Source organism: Undibacterium sp. Ji49W (assembly GCF_049340205.1).
Taxonomy (GTDB): domain Bacteria; phylum Pseudomonadota; class Gammaproteobacteria; order Burkholderiales; family Burkholderiaceae_D; genus Undibacterium.
Map to the genome: position 1 here is coordinate 206,025 of NZ_JBMPOW010000009.1, position 17,473 is coordinate 223,497.

Annotated in this window: 16 protein-coding genes; 10 read left to right on the forward strand and 6 right to left on the reverse strand. The window is 51.0% G+C overall.

The window, feature by feature from the left end; translation table 11 throughout:
- Nucleotide 1: 1 nt before the first annotated feature.
- The 5 genes from ACO0LK_RS13335 to ACO0LK_RS13355 form a co-directional block, all read right to left on the reverse strand.
- Nucleotides 2–244 (reverse strand): heavy metal translocating P-type ATPase metal-binding domain-containing protein, encoded by a 243-nt coding sequence (locus tag ACO0LK_RS13335; RefSeq protein WP_422975792.1) that lies wholly within the window; start codon nucleotides 242–244, stop codon nucleotides 2–4.
- A 440-nt stretch (nucleotides 245–684) separates the two neighbouring features.
- Nucleotides 685–1,668, reverse strand: coding sequence for a S49 family peptidase (locus tag ACO0LK_RS13340; protein WP_422975794.1), 984 nt, complete (start codon nucleotides 1,666–1,668; stop codon nucleotides 685–687).
- Nucleotides 1,669–1,682: 14 nt separating this feature from the next.
- A complete protein-coding gene (locus ACO0LK_RS13345) occupies nucleotides 1,683–2,048 on the reverse strand; it encodes a Rieske (2Fe-2S) protein (protein ID WP_186945522.1) in 366 nt (121 codons plus the stop codon).
- Nucleotides 2,049–2,064: 16 nt separating this feature from the next.
- Complete coding sequence (locus ACO0LK_RS13350) at nucleotides 2,065–2,724, reverse strand: HAD-IA family hydrolase (RefSeq protein ID WP_422975796.1); 660 nt, start codon at nucleotides 2,722–2,724, stop codon at nucleotides 2,065–2,067.
- 88 nt (nucleotides 2,725–2,812) lie between these two features.
- The gene (locus ACO0LK_RS13355) at nucleotides 2,813–3,826 is read right to left on the reverse strand and encodes an RluA family pseudouridine synthase (protein WP_422975798.1); all 1,014 of its coding nucleotides are present in this window, start codon (nucleotides 3,824–3,826) and stop codon (nucleotides 2,813–2,815) included.
- A 628-nt stretch (nucleotides 3,827–4,454) separates the two neighbouring features.
- Between ACO0LK_RS13355 and ACO0LK_RS13360 the strand changes: the two genes are divergently transcribed.
- From ACO0LK_RS13360 to ACO0LK_RS13400, 9 genes are all read left to right on the forward strand, one after another.
- Nucleotides 4,455–7,490 carry an Rne/Rng family ribonuclease gene (locus ACO0LK_RS13360; RefSeq protein ID WP_422975800.1) on the forward strand — a complete coding sequence of 1,012 codons (3,036 nt, stop codon included), beginning with the start codon at nucleotides 4,455–4,457 and terminating at the stop codon, nucleotides 7,488–7,490.
- A 181-nt stretch (nucleotides 7,491–7,671) separates the two neighbouring features.
- Complete coding sequence (moaA, locus tag ACO0LK_RS13365) at nucleotides 7,672–8,820, forward strand: GTP 3',8-cyclase MoaA (RefSeq protein WP_422975801.1); 1,149 nt, start codon at nucleotides 7,672–7,674, stop codon at nucleotides 8,818–8,820.
- Nucleotides 8,821–8,963: 143 nt separating this feature from the next.
- Nucleotides 8,964–9,584: a molybdenum cofactor guanylyltransferase MobA gene (gene mobA, locus ACO0LK_RS13370; protein WP_422975803.1), complete on the forward strand. Its 621-nt coding sequence runs from the start codon at nucleotides 8,964–8,966 to the stop codon at nucleotides 9,582–9,584.
- 1 nt (nucleotide 9,585) lies between these two features.
- Nucleotides 9,586–10,887, forward strand: coding sequence for a gephyrin-like molybdotransferase Glp (glp, locus tag ACO0LK_RS13375; protein WP_422975805.1), 1,302 nt, complete (start codon nucleotides 9,586–9,588; stop codon nucleotides 10,885–10,887).
- 485 nt (nucleotides 10,888–11,372) lie between these two features.
- Nucleotides 11,373–11,924, forward strand: coding sequence for a peptidylprolyl isomerase (locus ACO0LK_RS13380; RefSeq protein ID WP_422975888.1), 552 nt, complete (start codon nucleotides 11,373–11,375; stop codon nucleotides 11,922–11,924).
- Between the two features lie 90 nt (nucleotides 11,925–12,014).
- Nucleotides 12,015–12,365, forward strand: a complete 351-nt coding sequence (locus ACO0LK_RS13385) for a ComEA family DNA-binding protein (RefSeq protein ID WP_422975807.1) — start codon at nucleotides 12,015–12,017, stop codon at nucleotides 12,363–12,365.
- A 154-nt stretch (nucleotides 12,366–12,519) separates the two neighbouring features.
- A complete protein-coding gene (locus ACO0LK_RS13390) occupies nucleotides 12,520–13,767 on the forward strand; it encodes a hypothetical protein (protein ID WP_422975809.1) in 1,248 nt (415 codons plus the stop codon).
- 9 nt (nucleotides 13,768–13,776) lie between these two features.
- The gene (locus tag ACO0LK_RS13395; RefSeq protein WP_422975811.1) at nucleotides 13,777–14,211 is read left to right on the forward strand and encodes a hypothetical protein; all 435 of its coding nucleotides are present in this window, start codon (nucleotides 13,777–13,779) and stop codon (nucleotides 14,209–14,211) included.
- A 7-nt stretch (nucleotides 14,212–14,218) separates the two neighbouring features.
- A complete protein-coding gene (locus tag ACO0LK_RS13400; RefSeq protein WP_422975813.1) occupies nucleotides 14,219–15,865 on the forward strand; it encodes a diguanylate cyclase domain-containing protein in 1,647 nt (548 codons plus the stop codon).
- Here the strand turns inward: ACO0LK_RS13400 and ACO0LK_RS13405 are convergent.
- Complete coding sequence (locus tag ACO0LK_RS13405; RefSeq protein ID WP_422975815.1) at nucleotides 15,858–16,907, reverse strand: questin oxidase family protein; 1,050 nt, start codon at nucleotides 16,905–16,907, stop codon at nucleotides 15,858–15,860. The two genes, ACO0LK_RS13400 and ACO0LK_RS13405, sit on opposite strands and share 8 nt — an antisense overlap.
- Before the next feature lie 84 nt (nucleotides 16,908–16,991).
- On the opposite strand from ACO0LK_RS13405, the gene soxR reads away from it, so the two are divergent.
- The gene (gene soxR, locus ACO0LK_RS13410; protein ID WP_422975817.1) at nucleotides 16,992–17,471 is read left to right on the forward strand and encodes a redox-sensitive transcriptional activator SoxR; all 480 of its coding nucleotides are present in this window, start codon (nucleotides 16,992–16,994) and stop codon (nucleotides 17,469–17,471) included.
- The last annotated feature ends 2 nt before the right edge of the window (nucleotides 17,472–17,473 follow it).

The following is a 17,473-nucleotide window of genomic DNA, read 5'->3' on the forward strand; positions in this document are numbered from 1 at the left end:
GCTATTCTGCACCGATCAGGCCGGCTTTATTTTTGATGTACTCATCAACCAGGTGGTTTTGCTCTATGGTCCGCAATACCGCCAGACATCCGTGGCAACACACTTGTTGCGTGGCACCATTGAAGTTGACTGATAAAGCATTACGTTCACGCATTTTTTCACCGCAATGAAAACAGCTCAGCTTGCCCCCCAACCTGAAGGGCAAAAAGCCAGTCTCTAGCAGCGATAAGAAAGCAAATGCCATGATTCCCCGAAAAATGGGACAGAATAGTTGAGATTCTATAAGAAAAAAAAACTGCGAGCTTGATCTATTTCAAGAAACACCTTCGCAAAAACGAGGGCGAAAAAAAACGGCAGCGTTGCACTGCCGTCCTTTTTACATCATGGATGCTACATAGCGAGGAGTCTGAGAAACCTCTGGTCCGTCAACTACACGGATGTGTCCTGCACAAATTGTATGTCATTCCACTTCATTAATAACCGGCACACAAGACATTACCGGAGCTCAAATTTAATCCGCCTAGGATACAAAAAAGATTTTTGTATATCGACCTCCTTCTTTTGAACCAGTTACGCCCCTACTATAGGCCAAGCTGGAAACAAGAGGAAGAAAAAAATAACTATGCAAGCAGCGTCAGAGATTAAAGAAATCAACCAAACTAAATAGCTGATTTCACCCGGCCATTAGCGTATATTGGGAACATTTCCCTTCAGAATCGTCGTTGCAGCGCTAGCGCCGATCGAAGCACCAAATTTCTTCAGCACACGTTCAGGCAAACCTTCTTTTTGCGTGTAATCAACGATATTTTCGACCTTGATCACATCCCGCGCAACTGAATCCACAGATCCAAAATCATCTGCCAGGCCCATTTGCACCGCCTTGGTACCGATCCAGAACAAACCAGAAAACATCTCTGGCGTTTCTTTCAGACGCTGACCACGACCAGTACGCACGGCATCAATAAACTGTTGATGGATTTCATTCAGCATCCCCTGGGAAAAGGCTTTCTGTTTTTCTGTCTGCGGTGAAAACGGATCCATGAAACCCTTGTTTTCACCAGCTGTCATCAGGCGACGTTCCACACCCAGTTTATCCATGATGCCGGTAAAACCAAAACCATCCATCAACACACCGATAGAACCAACAATACTGGCTTTGTTTACGTAGATTTTATCTGCGGCCACAGCGATGTAATAACCACCGGATGCACAGATTTCGTCGACCACGACATACAACTTCTTCTCAGGGTACTCTTTACGCAAACGGCCCATTTCATCATTGATCATGCCAGCCTGTACCGGACTGCCGCCAGGGCTATTGATACGCACCACCACTGCCACCGAACCAGGGTCAGCAAAGGCCCTATTCAATGCCGGAATGACGGTCTGGGCGCTGCCGCTACCCTCTGACTCTATGCTGCCATCAATTTCTATCAGGGCAGTATGATGGCCGAGGTTTTCCATTTCCCCGGTCGCATAATCACTGAAATAATAAAAACCGAACATCACCACAAACAGCAGCACGAATTTGAAGAAAATGCCCCAGCGCCGGCGCAGTCTCTGTTCACGCAAGGCATCTGTCGCCAGTTTTTCCAGCAATTCCCGCTCCCAGTTTGGGTTTTTCTTGTCAGCCTCGGCGCTGGGTGGGTTCAATATTTGATCATTCATATGTATTTCCAGTTTCAGGCAATGACAGGCTGAATATAGTCATCCGGATGCCAATAGATTTGCCCATCCACTTCAGTGACATGGATTTTTCGCAGACGTCCTCCGCGACAGGGGCCGCCGGTACAATAACCGGTATCCGGCTGATAAATTGCGCCGTGGGTGGCACACATGATGTAAAGGCCGCTCGATTCCAGGAATTCACCCGGATTCCAGTCCAGCTCTACCGGCACATGGGCGCATCGGTTCAGGTAAGCATGTACCGTACCGCCATAGCGAATGACAAAACCGACTGCATCATCACTACCCGCAGTCAGGGGAAAGCGCACGCCTTTGCCGCCTTCGATCAAATCACCAGATACACATATAGATATTGCTGTCATCTGACTTTTACCTCACTCATGCATTGTCGCGTAACCAGTCACGCAATTGCGTCACATTTTTCGCCGAGAACAGCGGATTCATGTCCAGTAAAGCGGCTGGATCATGGGCACCGTACTCGACGGCAATCGCTGCTGCGCCAGCATTGCTGGCCATCTGCAAATCATGCGTGGTATCACCTATCATGACAGTGCGGCGCATATCCTGCCCCAGTTCACGTGTCAATTCTTGTAGCATGGCAGGATGGGGCTTGGAAAATGTCTCGTCGGAACAACGTGTGGCATCAAATACGGATGTTAACTTCGCCGTGTGCAGAGCGCGGCTCAAGCCGACCCGACTGGCACCGGTAGCCACCGCCAGAAAATAGCCATCCTGCGAAAGTTCGGCCAGCATTTCCCTGACACCATCAAACAAGGGCAGTTCATGGTCTTTGGCCAGGAAGTGGTAACGGAAGCGTTCCACCGCCCGTGGATAGAATTTCGGATCTACATCCGGCATGGCAACCTGTATGGCCTGCGGCAAAGCCAGGCCAATCACAAATGATGCGACATCTTCCTTGGGTATCGGCAATCCTAAATCACGTGCTGCTGCCTGTATGCATTTGACGATGACGGCAGTGCTGTCCATCAAGGTACCGTCCCAGTCAAATACAATTAAATCGAATTGCTTTTTTGCCATATTTTCAATAAAACGAATTCATTGCTGAATCCGTAACATGTTTCTCATCAATAACGGCATATTACCATTATTAAACCATTAAGACTTTTCAAGCCAGTGCCAGTGTTTTCAGAAAATTAAGACATTCAGGAGGCAAAGGCGCATTCACCGTCTGGGTCTTTCCCGACTCCGGATGGACAAAACTGATCTGATGCGCATGCAGGAACATCCTTTTCAAGACACCCCGCCCCTCTCCAGCCTTGAGCAAGGCACGATTGAGGGCAAAATCACCGTATTTATCATCCCCAGCAATGGCAAAGCCACTGGCAGACAGATGCACACGAATCTGATGGGTGCGCCCGGTCTTCAGTTCGGCTTCCAGCAATGCAAAATCGCGGTATTTCTTTTGCAGGGAAAACACCGTGTGTGAAGGCATACCATCGGCCTGCACCCGCACGCGACGCTCACCATCAGCAGTCGTATACTTGTGCAATGCCAGTTTGACATGCTGACGCGCATTCTTCCAGTCGCCACTGACCAGGGTCAGATAACGCTTGTCAGTAACACCATCACGCATTTGCTCATGCAAATTTGTTAATGCCGTGCGTTTTTTTGCCAGCAGGAGTATGCCCGAGGTTTCTCTGTCCAGCCTATGGACCAGCTCCAGGAATTTGGCATCAGGCCTGGAAGCACGCAATTGCTCAATCACGCCATAGCTGACGCCCGAGCCACCATGCACGGCCACACCGGCAGGTTTGTCGATAATGAGCAAAAAATTATCTTCAAACAGGATGGGGAATTCATGTTTGGGGGCGGTCTGCTCGGTGGCTTCTGCCATGCGTATAGGCGGAATACGGACAACATCCCCCTCCACCAGACGGTAGAGCTGGTCGATACGCCCTTTGTTGACACGCACTTCACCTGACCGCAATACACGATAAACATGACTTTTTGGCACGCCTTTACAGATGCGCAATAAGAAATTATCAATGCGTTGCCCCGCCTCTTCTTCAGAGATCGTAAGCAGTTGTACTTTGGGTTGAGACGCCGAAGGCTGCTGAGGGGAAGGCTTTTCCATCTGAATTTGATGTGCTCCCCTATTAATTGTCGCTAAGTCCTTCATTTTGAATATATAATTGTTTTCGCTTAAGCATTTATGCTTTTAGCAGTGTAAGAGGAATAAACGACTATTTTACACAGGGGCATGTCCATCGGCCTCGCCTGTTTGCAAATTTGATGGAAAAGATGTGTATGCAGCGTCGTTTGACTGTCAGGGTAACAGCCAATTGTTGTTATCGGGCATGGACCAACGAGGTTGGATCAGAGAGTTTGAATTGTAAGGATAAGTCTGACAAGAGATGCTGGTTTAATTATGAAACAGCATGCTTGCCAGTTGACAGTGATGGTAATCGGGGCGATTCCGTCAGACACAACAAAATAAGATGGTCTGACATCAAAGTTGCTCATCGCCTGGCGTTGTCACTGGTTGCTGTACACAGCGACCAAGTCATACAACGCGGGGGACATGTGCACTCGTGCTGCTTTACCCTGACTGTCCGCGCCCAGCGCAAAACAGATGCCCGGTTTTATTCAGCATGGCAATAATCTTGCCGTCGCTGGTTCCGCCCTGCTTTGCCTCAGGCATTTCCCGCCCCCTCAGACACTCCGTTCCCGCGTACATCCCGTATCAGCACAGCTGTCATCTTTAAAAGATGACAGCACAAGATGACCACCAGGTCACGGAGTAAAACATGAAACGTATGCTGTTCAATGCGACGCAGCAAGAAGAGTTGCGCGTTGCCATTGTCAATGGGCAAAAGCTCATCGACATTGATATCGAGACTGCCGGTCGCGAACTGCGCAAGTCCAATATCTACAAAGGCGTGATCACTCGTATCGAGCCTTCCCTTGAAGCCTGTTTCGTCAACTACGGCGAAGAACGTCACGGCTTCCTCCCCTTCAAAGAAGTTGCCCGCACCTATTTTAAAGAAGGTGTGGACGTACGCAATGCTTCCATTAAAGAAGCACTGCGCGAAGGCCAGGAAATCATGGTTCAGGTCGAAAAAGAAGAACGTGGCAACAAGGGCGCAGCCCTGACCTCGTTCATCTCCCTGGCTGGCCGCTATCTGGTTTTGATGCCTAACAACCCGCGTGGTGGTGGTGTTTCCCGCCGCGTCGAAGGTGAAGACCGTCAGGAATTGCGTGAAACCATGGACAAACTGGACTTGCCCGGTGGCATGTCCGTGATTGCCCGCACAGCAGGTATAGGCCGCAACGTTGACGAATTGCAATGGGATTTGAATTACCTGATGCAACTCTGGCGTGCAATTGAAGGCGCAGGCAAATCCTCTCCAGGCGCTTTCCTGATTTATCAGGAATCTTCGCTGGTGATCCGCGCCATCCGCGATTATTTCCAGCCTGACATCGGTGAAATACTCATCGATACCGATGAAATTTACGAACAGGCTCAGCAGTTCATGAGCCATGTAATGCCCGACATGGTGCATCGTGTCAAACGTTATAGCGATGATGTACCGCTGTTCTCACGTTTCCAGATCGAACACCAGATCGAAACTGCCTATTCCCGTACCGTACCATTGCCTTCCGGCGGCGCGATCGTTATCGATCACACTGAAGCTCTGGTGTCGGTGGACGTTAACTCGGCGCGCTCAACCCGTGGTGGCGATATCGAAACGACGGCATTCAATACCAATCTGGAAGCAGCTGAAGAAGTAGCCCGTCAATTGCGTCTGCGTGACTTGGGTGGTTTGATCGTGATCGATTTTATCGACATGGAAAACGCCAAGAATCAGCGCGAAGTAGAAACCCGCCTGAAAGATGCACTGCGCTATGACCGCGCACGTGTGCAAATGGGCAAAATTTCCCGCTTTGGCCTGATGGAATTGTCACGCCAGCGCCTGCGCCCTTCCCTGTCCGAAGGCAGCCATGTGACTTGCCCGCGCTGTAACGGCACTGGTCACATCCGTGATACTGAATCTTCTGCCCTGCAAGTCCTGCGCATCATCCAGGAAGAAGCAATGAAGGAAAACTCGGCAGCGATCCACGTCCAGGTACCTGTCGATGTTGCTGCTTTCCTGCTGAATGAAAAACGGGGTGAAATCCTGAAGATAGAAACGCGCCATCGCGTGACTGTCATTCTGATCCCTAACAAGCATCTGGAAACCCCGCATTACAAGCTTGATCGCCTGAAAAATGACGATCCACGCCTTGAAGACCACCACGCCAGCTATGCCATGGCAGAGCAGGCTGATACCGATATCGGCTACAGCAAACGTCAGAAAGAAGATGTCAAGCCACGCCAGGAAGCCATGGTCAAGAGTATCACTCCTGACACAGCGCCTACCGTCGAACGCAAGGAAGTGCCAGCCCCTGTACTTGCAGCACCGGTCAGCGCACCCGCGGCACCTGGTTTCTTCAGCAAACTGTTTGGCTTCCTGTTTGGCAAATCCGAAGCACCTGCCGTTGTAGAAGCGCCAGAGCAGGCGGAAGACAAAACCAACAGCCGCGACCGCAATGCCCGCAATCCGCGCAATAACCCGCGTAATCGCAATAGCCGCCGCAACCGCGATCGTGAAGAGCGCGAAGACCGCCCTGCACGTGCTGAAAAGCCTGAGCAGGAGGCAGCCAAACCGGCCGCAGTTGAAAATGCGCGTCCACCTAAAGCAGCCAAGCCACCACGTGAAGAACGTGAACCGCAAGAAAGCCGCCGTGAACGCCAGCAACGTCAGCGCGACGAACGCAAAGAAAGCCAGCCACAGGAAGCCAAGGCCGAAGAAGCCATCCAGAAACATGCTGACCCGATTCCTGTCGAAGTCATGCCTGCCAATGCGCAGCTGGAAGCCCTGGAATCAGGCGCTGAAAATGAAACCAGCGAGCAAGGTGAAGAACGCCGTCGCCGTCGTCGTCGTGGTGGCCGCAACCGCAATCGCCGCGACCGTGATGGTAATGAGCAAGTCAATGAGCAAGGCGAATTGCCGATTGATGCAACAGGTGAAGCAGCAGAATCCACACAACTGGACGATGCGCAGCCAGCTAAAGCAGTTGAACCTGCTCTGGTAGTGGAAGCAGTGGCGACTCCCTATGCAGCTCCCGTTGCAACTCCCGTACACACTGAGGTTCATGCCCCAGCCATTGTCGCCACAACTGCTCCAGTAGTTGCAGACATTGCGCCAGTTACCGCTGTTGCTGCTACCATTGAAACCCCTGCACCCGCCCCGGCAGCCACCATCCCGGCTCAGGCAGTTCAGACAGTTCAGGTAGTCAGCACACCAGAACCTGTGGTCATCGCTGAGGTAGTTGCCACTGCTGCAACCGTAGTTGGTTCCGGCGTCAGCAATGACACTCTGGATGCGACTCCGGCAGTAGTAACTGCCCCCGTTGCAGAACCAGCACCGGCAGCACCAGTAGCCGCAGTGGAAGTTGTCGAAGCTGCACCGGTCGCTGTCAATGTGCAACCTGCTGATGCCTTAGTAACGACTGTGGCAACTCCAGTTGCGCCTATCGCTGCACCAGTTGTTGCCGATGAAGCGCCAGCGCCGGCCAGCTATTCCAGCAAGGCACCAGTCGCCGCAACCATGCCTTTGGAAAGCTTGCATTCCATGCTGAAAGACGCCGGACTGGAACTGGCAAGTACCGACCCGGTCAAGCTGAAGGCGGCCCAGGAAAGTGCACAGAAGCTGGTGCAGACCCCACGTGTTCCACGTGAACGCAAGCCTCTGCCAGTCAGCAATGATGAGCCACTGGTCATGGTGGAAACACGTCACTAGACCATAGCAAGAGACTGAAAAAACCGGCAATGCATCTGCATTGCCGGTTTTTTTATTGTGTCCGGGATTAAGTCACCGCTTTCCCCTTGCCATCAGCAGCAAAACGCAAGACTTTGCCAGTCGTGTTATTGTTGAGTGCTACACTCGTTTATGCTCGCAACACTCACCAGATAACACCACCATGACGGAAAAATTCATTCCGCTGACAGATTTCAGGCAATTTACATCCAGTCTCGCGATACCCGATCAATTGCAGGCCCCCGATGGTCAGTTGCAGGATACGCTTGCCCGTCCCCTGCGTGATTTGCGTATTTCTGTAACAGACCGTTGCAATTTCCGTTGCGTGTATTGCATGCCCAAAGCGGTATTTGACAAGGATTATCAGTACCTGCCACATCAGGACTTGCTGAGTTTTGAAGAAATTCATCGCATCGCCAGCATTTTTGTCGCCCATGGCGTCAACAAAATCCGTCTGACAGGCGGTGAACCGCTACTGCGCAAAAATATAGAAAAACTCATTGCCTTGCTGGCAGGCTTGCGCACACCCGATGGCAAGCAGCTTGACCTGACCCTGACCACCAATGGTTCTTTACTGGCGCGCAAGGCCCAGAGCCTGAAAGATGCCGGTCTGACCAGGGTCAGCGTGTCGCTGGATGCGCTGGATGATGGTGTTTTCAAACACATGAATGACGTGGATTTTTCTGTTTCAGAAGTACTGGAAGGTATCAGCGTTGCAGAAAAAGTGGGGCTGGGTCCGGTCAAAGTGAATATGGTGGTCAAAGCCGGTGTGAATGATCAGGAAATTGTACCCATGGCCCGCTATTTCCAGCGCAGCGGGCAAATTTTGCGTTTCATCGAATACATGGATGTGGGCGCTTCGAACGGCTGGCAAATGGATGAAGTCATTCCTTCTGCCGAAATCATCAGGCGCATCCAGGCTGCCGGCATGCCACTTACCCCGATAGAAGCCAATTACAAAAGCGAAACTGCAAAGCGCTGGCGTCACGCCGATGGCGGCGCTGAACTCGGTTTGATTTCCAGCGTCACCCAGGCATTTTGCAGAGATTGCACACGCGCCAGACTGTCGACCGAAGGCAAGCTTTACACCTGTCTGTTCGCGACACGGGGACATGATCTGCGAGCCCTGCTGCGCGCATCAGATCAACATTCCGACCTGGCCATTGCGAATGTCATCGCCAGCATCTGGCACAAGCGCGACGACCGTTACTCGGAACTGCGCAGTCAGCAAACCGGCGCTGATACCGGAACTGGCACCGGAACTGGCAACATAGCGCGCAAGAAGATAGAGATGTCCTATATTGGTGGCTGAAATACTGCATCTCTGAAATCATCCAGAGTCTTCCAAAATCGCAAGCAACTGAAATAGCCGGCTAAAAGCATCTCCTGATGGTGGATGATGGTGGATGATGGTGGATAATATTGGCATGAAGACTTTGCCATACTCGTTTTGCCATGCCCGAAATGACAAGCATCGATAAAAGCCTGATTACCGGACTGATACTTGCCGGTGGCCGCGGCACGCGCATGGGGACGGTAGACAAGGGCTTACAGGATTTTCGCGGGCAGCCACTGATACAGCACGTATTAAGCACCCTGTCGGCACAAACCGACAGGGTCATCATCAATGCCAATCAGAATCTGGATGTGTATCAGCGCTTTGGCATGCCAGTGGCATCTGACCTGCTGACAGGCTTTCCCGGGCCGCTGGCCGGTTTGCAGGCTGGCCTACAGGCATGCACCACCCCTTATCTCGTTTGCACCCCCTGCGACTCCCCACTGCTACCTGCTGACCTGGTTAACCGCCTTGCCAGGGCGCTCCTTGCTGAGTGCAGCGATGTTGCAGTAGCGTTCACAATGGAAAATATGGACGGCAAGCCAGTCAAGCAGATCCATCCTGTTTTTGCCCTGATGAAAACCGACGTATCGGTACAACTGACAGCTTACATGCAAGGTGGCGGCCGCCGTGTCAATGCATGGCACGGCAGTTTGAACAGGAGTGAAGTATTGTTTGAGGACAATGTGGCCTTCCGTAACATCAATACACTCAAAGAATTACAGGAATTGGAACGCTGACATGTCTTCTACCAAACCCATACATTCAAGGCTGCAAGACATCTTTACTGCCATGCCGGGATATGACCCACATGCAGTCAGCGTAGAACAGGCGCAAGACATCATCGGGCAATTTATCCAGCCCCTGCATATCACCGAACAACTACCCTTGCGCCAAAGCCTGGGGCGGGTACTGGCTGAAGATATCGTCTCAGCCATGAATGTACCGGCCCATGACAATTCTGCCATGGATGGTTTTGCCTTTCGCGGCGACGATTTACCTGCGATACAAGACAAACAACTGCGCATAGTCGGCACCGCCCTTGCTGGCCGTGCCTATCCGGGTCAGACTGCCAGGGATGAATGCATACGCATAACTACTGGCGCCGTCATGCCTGCCGATTGTGATACGGTCATCCCACAAGAGCTGGTTGTTGCCAGCAGCGACACCCATATCACTATCCCTGCTGGCAAACTGCGGGCAGGCGACAACCGTCGCCTGACAGGGGAAGACCTGGCCGCAGGCAAAACGGTAATCAGAAAAGGCAAAATACTGCAACCGGCTGATCTTGGCTTGCTGGCGTCACTGGGCATTGCCGAAGCATCAGTCCAAAGACGCCTGCGGGTCGCCTTCTTTTCTACAGGCGATGAATTACGCTCGCTCGGTGAACCGCTGGATGAAGGCTGCGTGTATGACAGTAACCGCTATACCTTGTATGGGATGCTGACCAGACTGGGTTGCGAAGCAATCGACATGGGCGTGGTAAAAGACAATCCAGATGCGCTGGAAGCAGCTCTGTGCCAGGCTTGTGAAAATGCAGATGCCATCATCACTTCTGGTGGTGTATCTGTCGGCGCGGCTGATTACACCAAGGAAATCATGTCAAAACTAGGGCAAGTGGCGTTCTGGAGCGTTGCCATGCGACCGGGCCGTCCTCTGGCATTTGGGCAGATTGCATCAAATAACAAAAGCGCCTTTCTGTTTGGCCTGCCCGGCAATCCTGTCGCTGTTATGGTGAGTTTTTACTTTTTTGCCCGCAAGGCGCTGTATCAACTGATGGGGGCAGAAGCGCCGTCCCTGCCACTGATACCAGCTACTACAGTAGAAACAATACGCAAGCGTCCCGGCCGCACAGAATTCCAGCGCGGCATCCTGACCAACACAGACAATGGTGAACTGCGTGTCAGCGTGACTGGCTCGCAAGGTTCAGGTATATTGCGCTCCATGTCAGAAGCCAATTGCATAATTGTATTGCGACACGATCAAAACACAGTTTTATCTGGCGAAAAAGTCCAAGTCTTGTTATTTGACGGGCTTCTTTAGACAAGTTAAGCGGTTTGGGCTTGTATTACACGAGTCCAGCGCCGGAAGATGTAAATACCAAGTATAAAAAAGTAACAGACGCTTACATTCTGGTGACATTACTCGCCAGCAAAGTACAATTATTGATTTAAACATTACTGGAGAACGGTTTGAAAGCTTTAACATGGATCACGGGTGCATGCGCATCCCTCGCATTGCTTGCGGGTTGCGGCGGTGGCGGCTCTTCCAGCACGACAACTACTCCCACAACGACAACTCCCACTACGACAACTCCTACAACGACTGCCGTCAGCGTCAGTAAAGTCAGCACCGACCAATTGGTATATCGCAAAATCACCAATTTTACGATTACCGGACAAAATCTGGACAAAGGCATCAATGCAACCATCGGTGGTTGCCTCAAACCGACAGAACTGGCTGGCAGCACATCGACTCAAAAAGTTTTGTCGTGCAAGATCATCGCCGCAGGCGCATTCAACGTTTCCATCACGGCAGCCGATGGCTCTTCCCTGTATACCGGTTCTCTGACAGTGCCACTGGCTCTGCAACCACAAGTCACCATGGTGACCAGCCTGGGAACGATGGTGATTGAGCTGAATCCGGCCAAAGCCCCGATTACAGTTGATAATTTCCTCCAGTACGTGGAAAACGGTTTTTACGTGAACAAGATTTTCCACCGCGTCATCAGCAATTTCGTGATTCAGGGTGGTGGCTTCACAACTGATCTGCAACAGCCGACAACTCTGGCTGCGATCAAGCTGGAAACACCAAATGGCCTCAGCAATCTGCGCGGTACCATCGCGATGGCCCGCACCAGTGCGGCTGATTCTGCAACCTCGCAATTCTTTATCAACGTCGTGGACAACACTGGCCTTGACGGTCTGGTCGCGGGTAACGGTTATGCTGTATTCGGCAAAGTCGTTACCGGTCTGGATGTGATGGATAAAATCAAAGCCGTGGCAACGACCACTGTGTCAGGCATGTCTGACGTGCCAGTCACACCTGTGCTGATTAATTCAGTGGTACAAACACAATAACATGCTATGCTGCATAAAGCAGCTCTCATGAATGTTGTATAAAACAGGAGCCGTTTGCGCTCCTGTTTTACTTTTACAGACGAGGTAAAAATGAAAAAGCAGTGGCAATCAATATTGTTGGCGACAACACTGGTATTTTTGACACAGTCCGGGGCGTACGCCAAGGATGATGCAAAAAAAGCATCCGCTTCTGCCTCGTCCAGCGCTTCTGCTGCGGCATCTGCTTCCACCAAAGCAGAATTAATGGATCTGAACAGCGCCAGCAAGAAAGAGCTGTCCAGCCTGCCCAAGATTGGCGATGTGCGCTCTGACGCCATCATCAAGGGACGTCCTTACAAAGGCAAGGACGAGCTGCTAACGAAAAAAATCATCCCCGAAGATGTGTATAACGGCATCAAGGATCTGGTCATCGCCAAACAAAAACCAGCAGTAAAGAAATAATCGCAATACCGCCGTAATACTCTCGTAATACCCGCGCAATACCGGATTACCCGCCCGGCACCCGGTGGCATGCTGGTAAGCCAGTCACCGATGCCGGGCAAATTAGCTTGGCTTGTTTTGATTGTGTAGCGCTTTGCAATGACAGTGAGGTTCTATGTCAAGCAGGTTTTCACGCATCAGTCTGCTCGCCGGTTTTCTGGCATACGTGGCGTTTGTACACGCGGCAGAAGAGGACAAATCCTATTCCATCAGCGGCTTTGGCACCCTCGGTGTTGCGCACAGCAATACCAGAGATGTTGATATCGTCCGCGACCTGACCCAACCATACGGCGTTGGGTATACCCGCCAGACAGATTTCGGCCTTGATTCCAATCTTGGCCTGCAAATCAATTACCGCGCCAATGACAGTTTTGATACGGCACTGCAATTTGTCAGCCACCGTTCTTCCGAAGGCTATCAACCGCAACTGACCTGGGCATACGGACGCTACCTTCCGAACGATACCGTCCAGTTGCGCGCAGGACGCCTGGGTTTTGATGTCTATCTGTTGGCCGATTCGCGCAATGTTGCATATTCCTACCAATGGGTGCGTCCACCCATCGATTTCTTTGGTGGCCTGATCATTTCGTATTTCGACGGTGCCGATCTGATCCTATCTAAACCCGTGGGCGATGGCATAGTCCGCGCCAAATTTTTTGCTGGCCTGGCAAGAGAAAAAACATCCACCGGCAGTATGGATGATTACCTGTCCCTGAATGGTTCACGCCTGGCCGGTGGCTACATAGAATACCAATCGCAAAACTGGCTGTATCGGGCCGGTTATTCAGAATTGAAATTCAAGAATGAATTTCCACCCTTACAGGGCTTGCTAGATGGCTTTCGCTCACCGGCATTGAACGCCCTGCTCCCTTATGCTGCCGGTGTAGGCAATGCGCTGTCCATGGAAAACAAGAGATTCAAATACCTGTCTGCCGGCATCGCTTACGATGACGGCCCTTTGCAGGCGCAATTGATGGTGAACCGGCTGAGTTCAGAATCTTTACTGTTTCCAGCCAACCATGCCGCTTACCTTACACTGGGTTATCGCATTGATCGCTGGACACCCTATGTAACGGTATCAGCCGCCAGACCAGAGAATCGCAAAATACCTGCCAGCCTGCCAACCGGCATCAGCCCAGGCATAGACATGCTGGTCGCGGGATTTAACCAGTCCATCAATAATCAGTTCAATCACCAGACGACGCTATCTCTGGGCGTACGGTATGACCTGACAGAAAAATCCAACCTGAAACTGCAATTCGACCAGATAAAGGCCGATGAGCTTTTTTTAGTCCGTAACAATCAGCCGGGATGGAATGGCAAAGCCAGACTGTTCAGCCTCGCCTTCAATTTTATCTTTTAAAGGCGAGCGATGAAAATAGTCCATTACCTGACTGTCTGTATTGTGCTGGCGATATGCCACGGGAATGCCATTGCCGATCTGGTAGTGATTGCCAATCCGCAAAGCGGGATAGAAAAATTGAGCAAGGATGAAGTCATCAATCTGTACATGGGCAGAAATCGTAAACTGGCTTCCGGCATCAATGCCTTGCCAGTGGATTTGGCAACTCCGAATGTAGAAAAAGCCAGGTTTTACTCCATGCTGGTCAACAAGAATTTGCCTGAAATTAATTCCTATTGGGCCAGACTGATGTTTTCCGGACAGGGTACGCCACCACACCAGGCCGATACCGCAGATGAGGTCATGGATATAGTCAGCAGCAACAAGGGAGCCATAGGTTACATAGAAAGAAAAAAACTCGATAAACGGGTGAAGTTGATTTATGACCCCAACATAAATAATTAATACAGGAATGTTCAGATTGCTACGCACCAGCATCGTCTACCGCAGCGCATTCATTGTGCTGGGTATAGCGCTGCTCGTAGGTAGTTTTTTTGCCTTGTTCAGTTATCAGTTTTCGGCGCAATCCGAGCAGGAACAAGCCAACCAGCGCATGAAAGCATCGCTGAGCACAGTTGAAAACACAGCGAGCATCGCCTGTTTTTTGCTGGACCAGAATCTGGCTTCAGAACTGGCGCGTGGTTTGCTGAAGAATGGCGACATCAGCCGCGTACTGATTTTTTCTGGCGACAATATCCTGGCAGACGCATCCAAACAAGCAGCGCAAAATCCGGCCAATACCCCTCTCACGATACCGCCCGACATCAAGGCTGCCAATCAACTGGAGCAGGAAATATTCTCCCCCTTCAATGCCAAAGAAAAAGTATGCAATATCAGGCTTGATCCAAACATGGATTTCATTCGTGAACAAAGCTCATCTAAAGCACGGTTCATCGTCTACCTGTTGCTGATGCAAGCCCTGGTCATGGCATCTGCAGTTGTGTATGTCGTACTAACCATGATCACCCGTCCTATCAAAAACATCTCTGACAGACTGCATACCCTGTCGCCTGAATCCGGTGACAAACTGAGCCTGCCAGACGGCAATGAAAAAGACGAAATCGGGCAACTGGTACGTGATGTCAATATGCTCATCGCCAATTTGCTAAAAACACTGAATGAAGAAAGGTCTCTGCGCATACGGCATGCCATAGGCGAAAATAAATTCCAGACGATCTTTGAAAACGCAGAAACCGGCATTTTTCAGCTGAATTTTTCTGCTGAATTATTATCTTACAACCCGGCCTTCCTGCGCATGTTCAACCTCACCGGTGCGCATCAGCGTGGCAATCTGTCCCAGGTACTGACCTTGATGCTGGAGGGGCAGGAATTACGCCTGCACCTGATGATAGATGCTGCAATCAATGAGGGCAAAGTCATGTCTGATGACTTCTATATACAGCTTGGCAGCAGCTCGCAAAAGAAATGGATCAACCTCGTCATCAGTCCTGCTGAGGATGGCATATTGCAGGGGCTGGCGAATGATATTACTGAACGCAAGCTGAAAGAAGAAAACGCCAATCAGCTTGCCGTCACCGACCACCTGACAGGGGTTAACAATCGACTGGGATTTGAAAAAGAAATTGCCCGCCTGTCCACGGAACATGAAAACGGTTATGCACAAGGCTTCTTCCTGCTCATGATCGACCTGGATAAATTCAAGCAAGTGAATGATACGTACGGGCATACCATAGGTGATCAGGTATTGTACCATTTCGCCCATATCGTCACCAGCACGGTCAGGAAATCTGATTTTGTTGCCAGGTTGGGCGGGGACGAATTCATTATCCTGCTGCAAAACCTGACGCATCAAGGCAAGGCAGAAGAAATCGCGCAAAAAATCATTCACCAGACCAGTCAGAACATCGTGATTACCGATGGTGTTTCGGTACAGATAGGTGCCAGTATAGGTATCAGTTATACCGGCCCACAGGCTTTTGACCCCAATGAATTGCTACGCCGGGCCGATACCGCCATGTATGACGTCAAACGCAGTGGTCGCAATGCCTACCGGGTAGTAAGCCTGGATGGAATTGATACCACCAGACATATTATTTAATGTCCAGCATGCGCATGGCCGCAGCCTGATACAAAGAATGAAAAGGGTGAGCATGCAAACCATATTCACGGGAACAGGTATAGGTAAATTTGATGGCATGATCATCATTGTTCAAAATCGCTTGGTTGAACAAGTAGTCCCATGACGGCGCCCTGAAGTTGGCCTGCTTCAGACTATCCAGACATTCCTGTTCCGGGAGTAGCGCAGGTGCGCCGACTGAAGCATAAGCCACACACAGCGCCAGCCATGCATCGCTACATAAAGCCTGCCTGCGCAAAGGGTGCAGATAAGGAATCAACTGCCTGATCGCATGCACACCGGTCACCATATGCAAAATCGTAAAATCACCGGTTTGCCAGTAGGCAGCGATTGCCCAGCGCGCCAGTTCATCCAGCAGTTGCGAAGTAACAGGCATCGCAGGCAACACCTGTATAAAGCGGCGATCCCTGATGACGGCTGCCATTTTTTCGGTAATCATGCGTCCTTCAAATTTCTTGCCACCCATGCCATCGGCAATCTGTCTGAAACCATCTGCAACTGAGCTTGCAGGCAAGCGATCAGATATTGCAAACGTTGGTATGTCAATGGCAAAATTGGCGACCACCAATGCCGCCAGCCCGGCAGCAATTTCAGCGTCATGCCCGGACTGCAGGCCATATGACAGGCGTATCAGCGCATGAAATGCCGAAGTTGCCGGTGCCACCGGGATAGTCGCAAGCACTTCCCGCACTACTTCACTACTGCCACGCTCCATAATTCTTTGCTGAAAACAGTTTTGCAAACCCGCATACATGGGGCGTTCCCCCAGACAAGATGCAAAATCGGCATAGTTGACTTCATGTGGCGACACCTCCGCAGGCAGCGAATAATGCGTGTGCCAATGGTCAAAAAATTCCTCCAGCCGTTCCGCACTGGCGCCCATGGCAGCCAATGCCGTCAGGGCCATGGGGCAATGATTGGTGGTTCCCCGTCCGCCCAGGGCAAATTGACGGTTTTCATCAAGAAGGTGGCGCAGTACAGGATAGGTCGCTAAAGTTTTCATACAGGGTCACCATAAAATGATTGTGTGAAAACAGTATGCAAGTTAAAGTAAACTTTAAGTCAAGAAGTTTCTTCTGAAGAAAAAATGACTATCAAGGAAAATAACAATCTGATCAGCATAGGTGAGTTGGCGATACGCTCCGGCATGGCTGCCAGCGCCTTGCGCTTTTACGAATCGCGTGGCCTGATCAGCAGTGTACGCAACGGCAGTCAGCGCCGTCATTTCGCCCGGGAAGTACTGCGCCGCGTCGCCTTCATCAAGGCAGCACAAACAGCCGGGCTGACACTGGAAGAAATAGAGAACACCCTCGCCAGCCTGCCGGATCAAAGAACACCGACCAAACAGGATTGGGAAAAGCTCTCACGTTCATGGCAGGATTTGATACAGAAGCGCATAGATGATCTGACCGCCTTGCGCGATCAGTTGACATCCTGCATAGGCTGCGGTTGTCTGTCACTGAAGTCCTGCGCGCTGTACAACCCTGAAGACATCGCCAAAACCAGAGGTAATGGCGCCCGTTATCTGCTGGGTGACAAACCGGGCAAGCAGAAAAATCCGAAATAAAT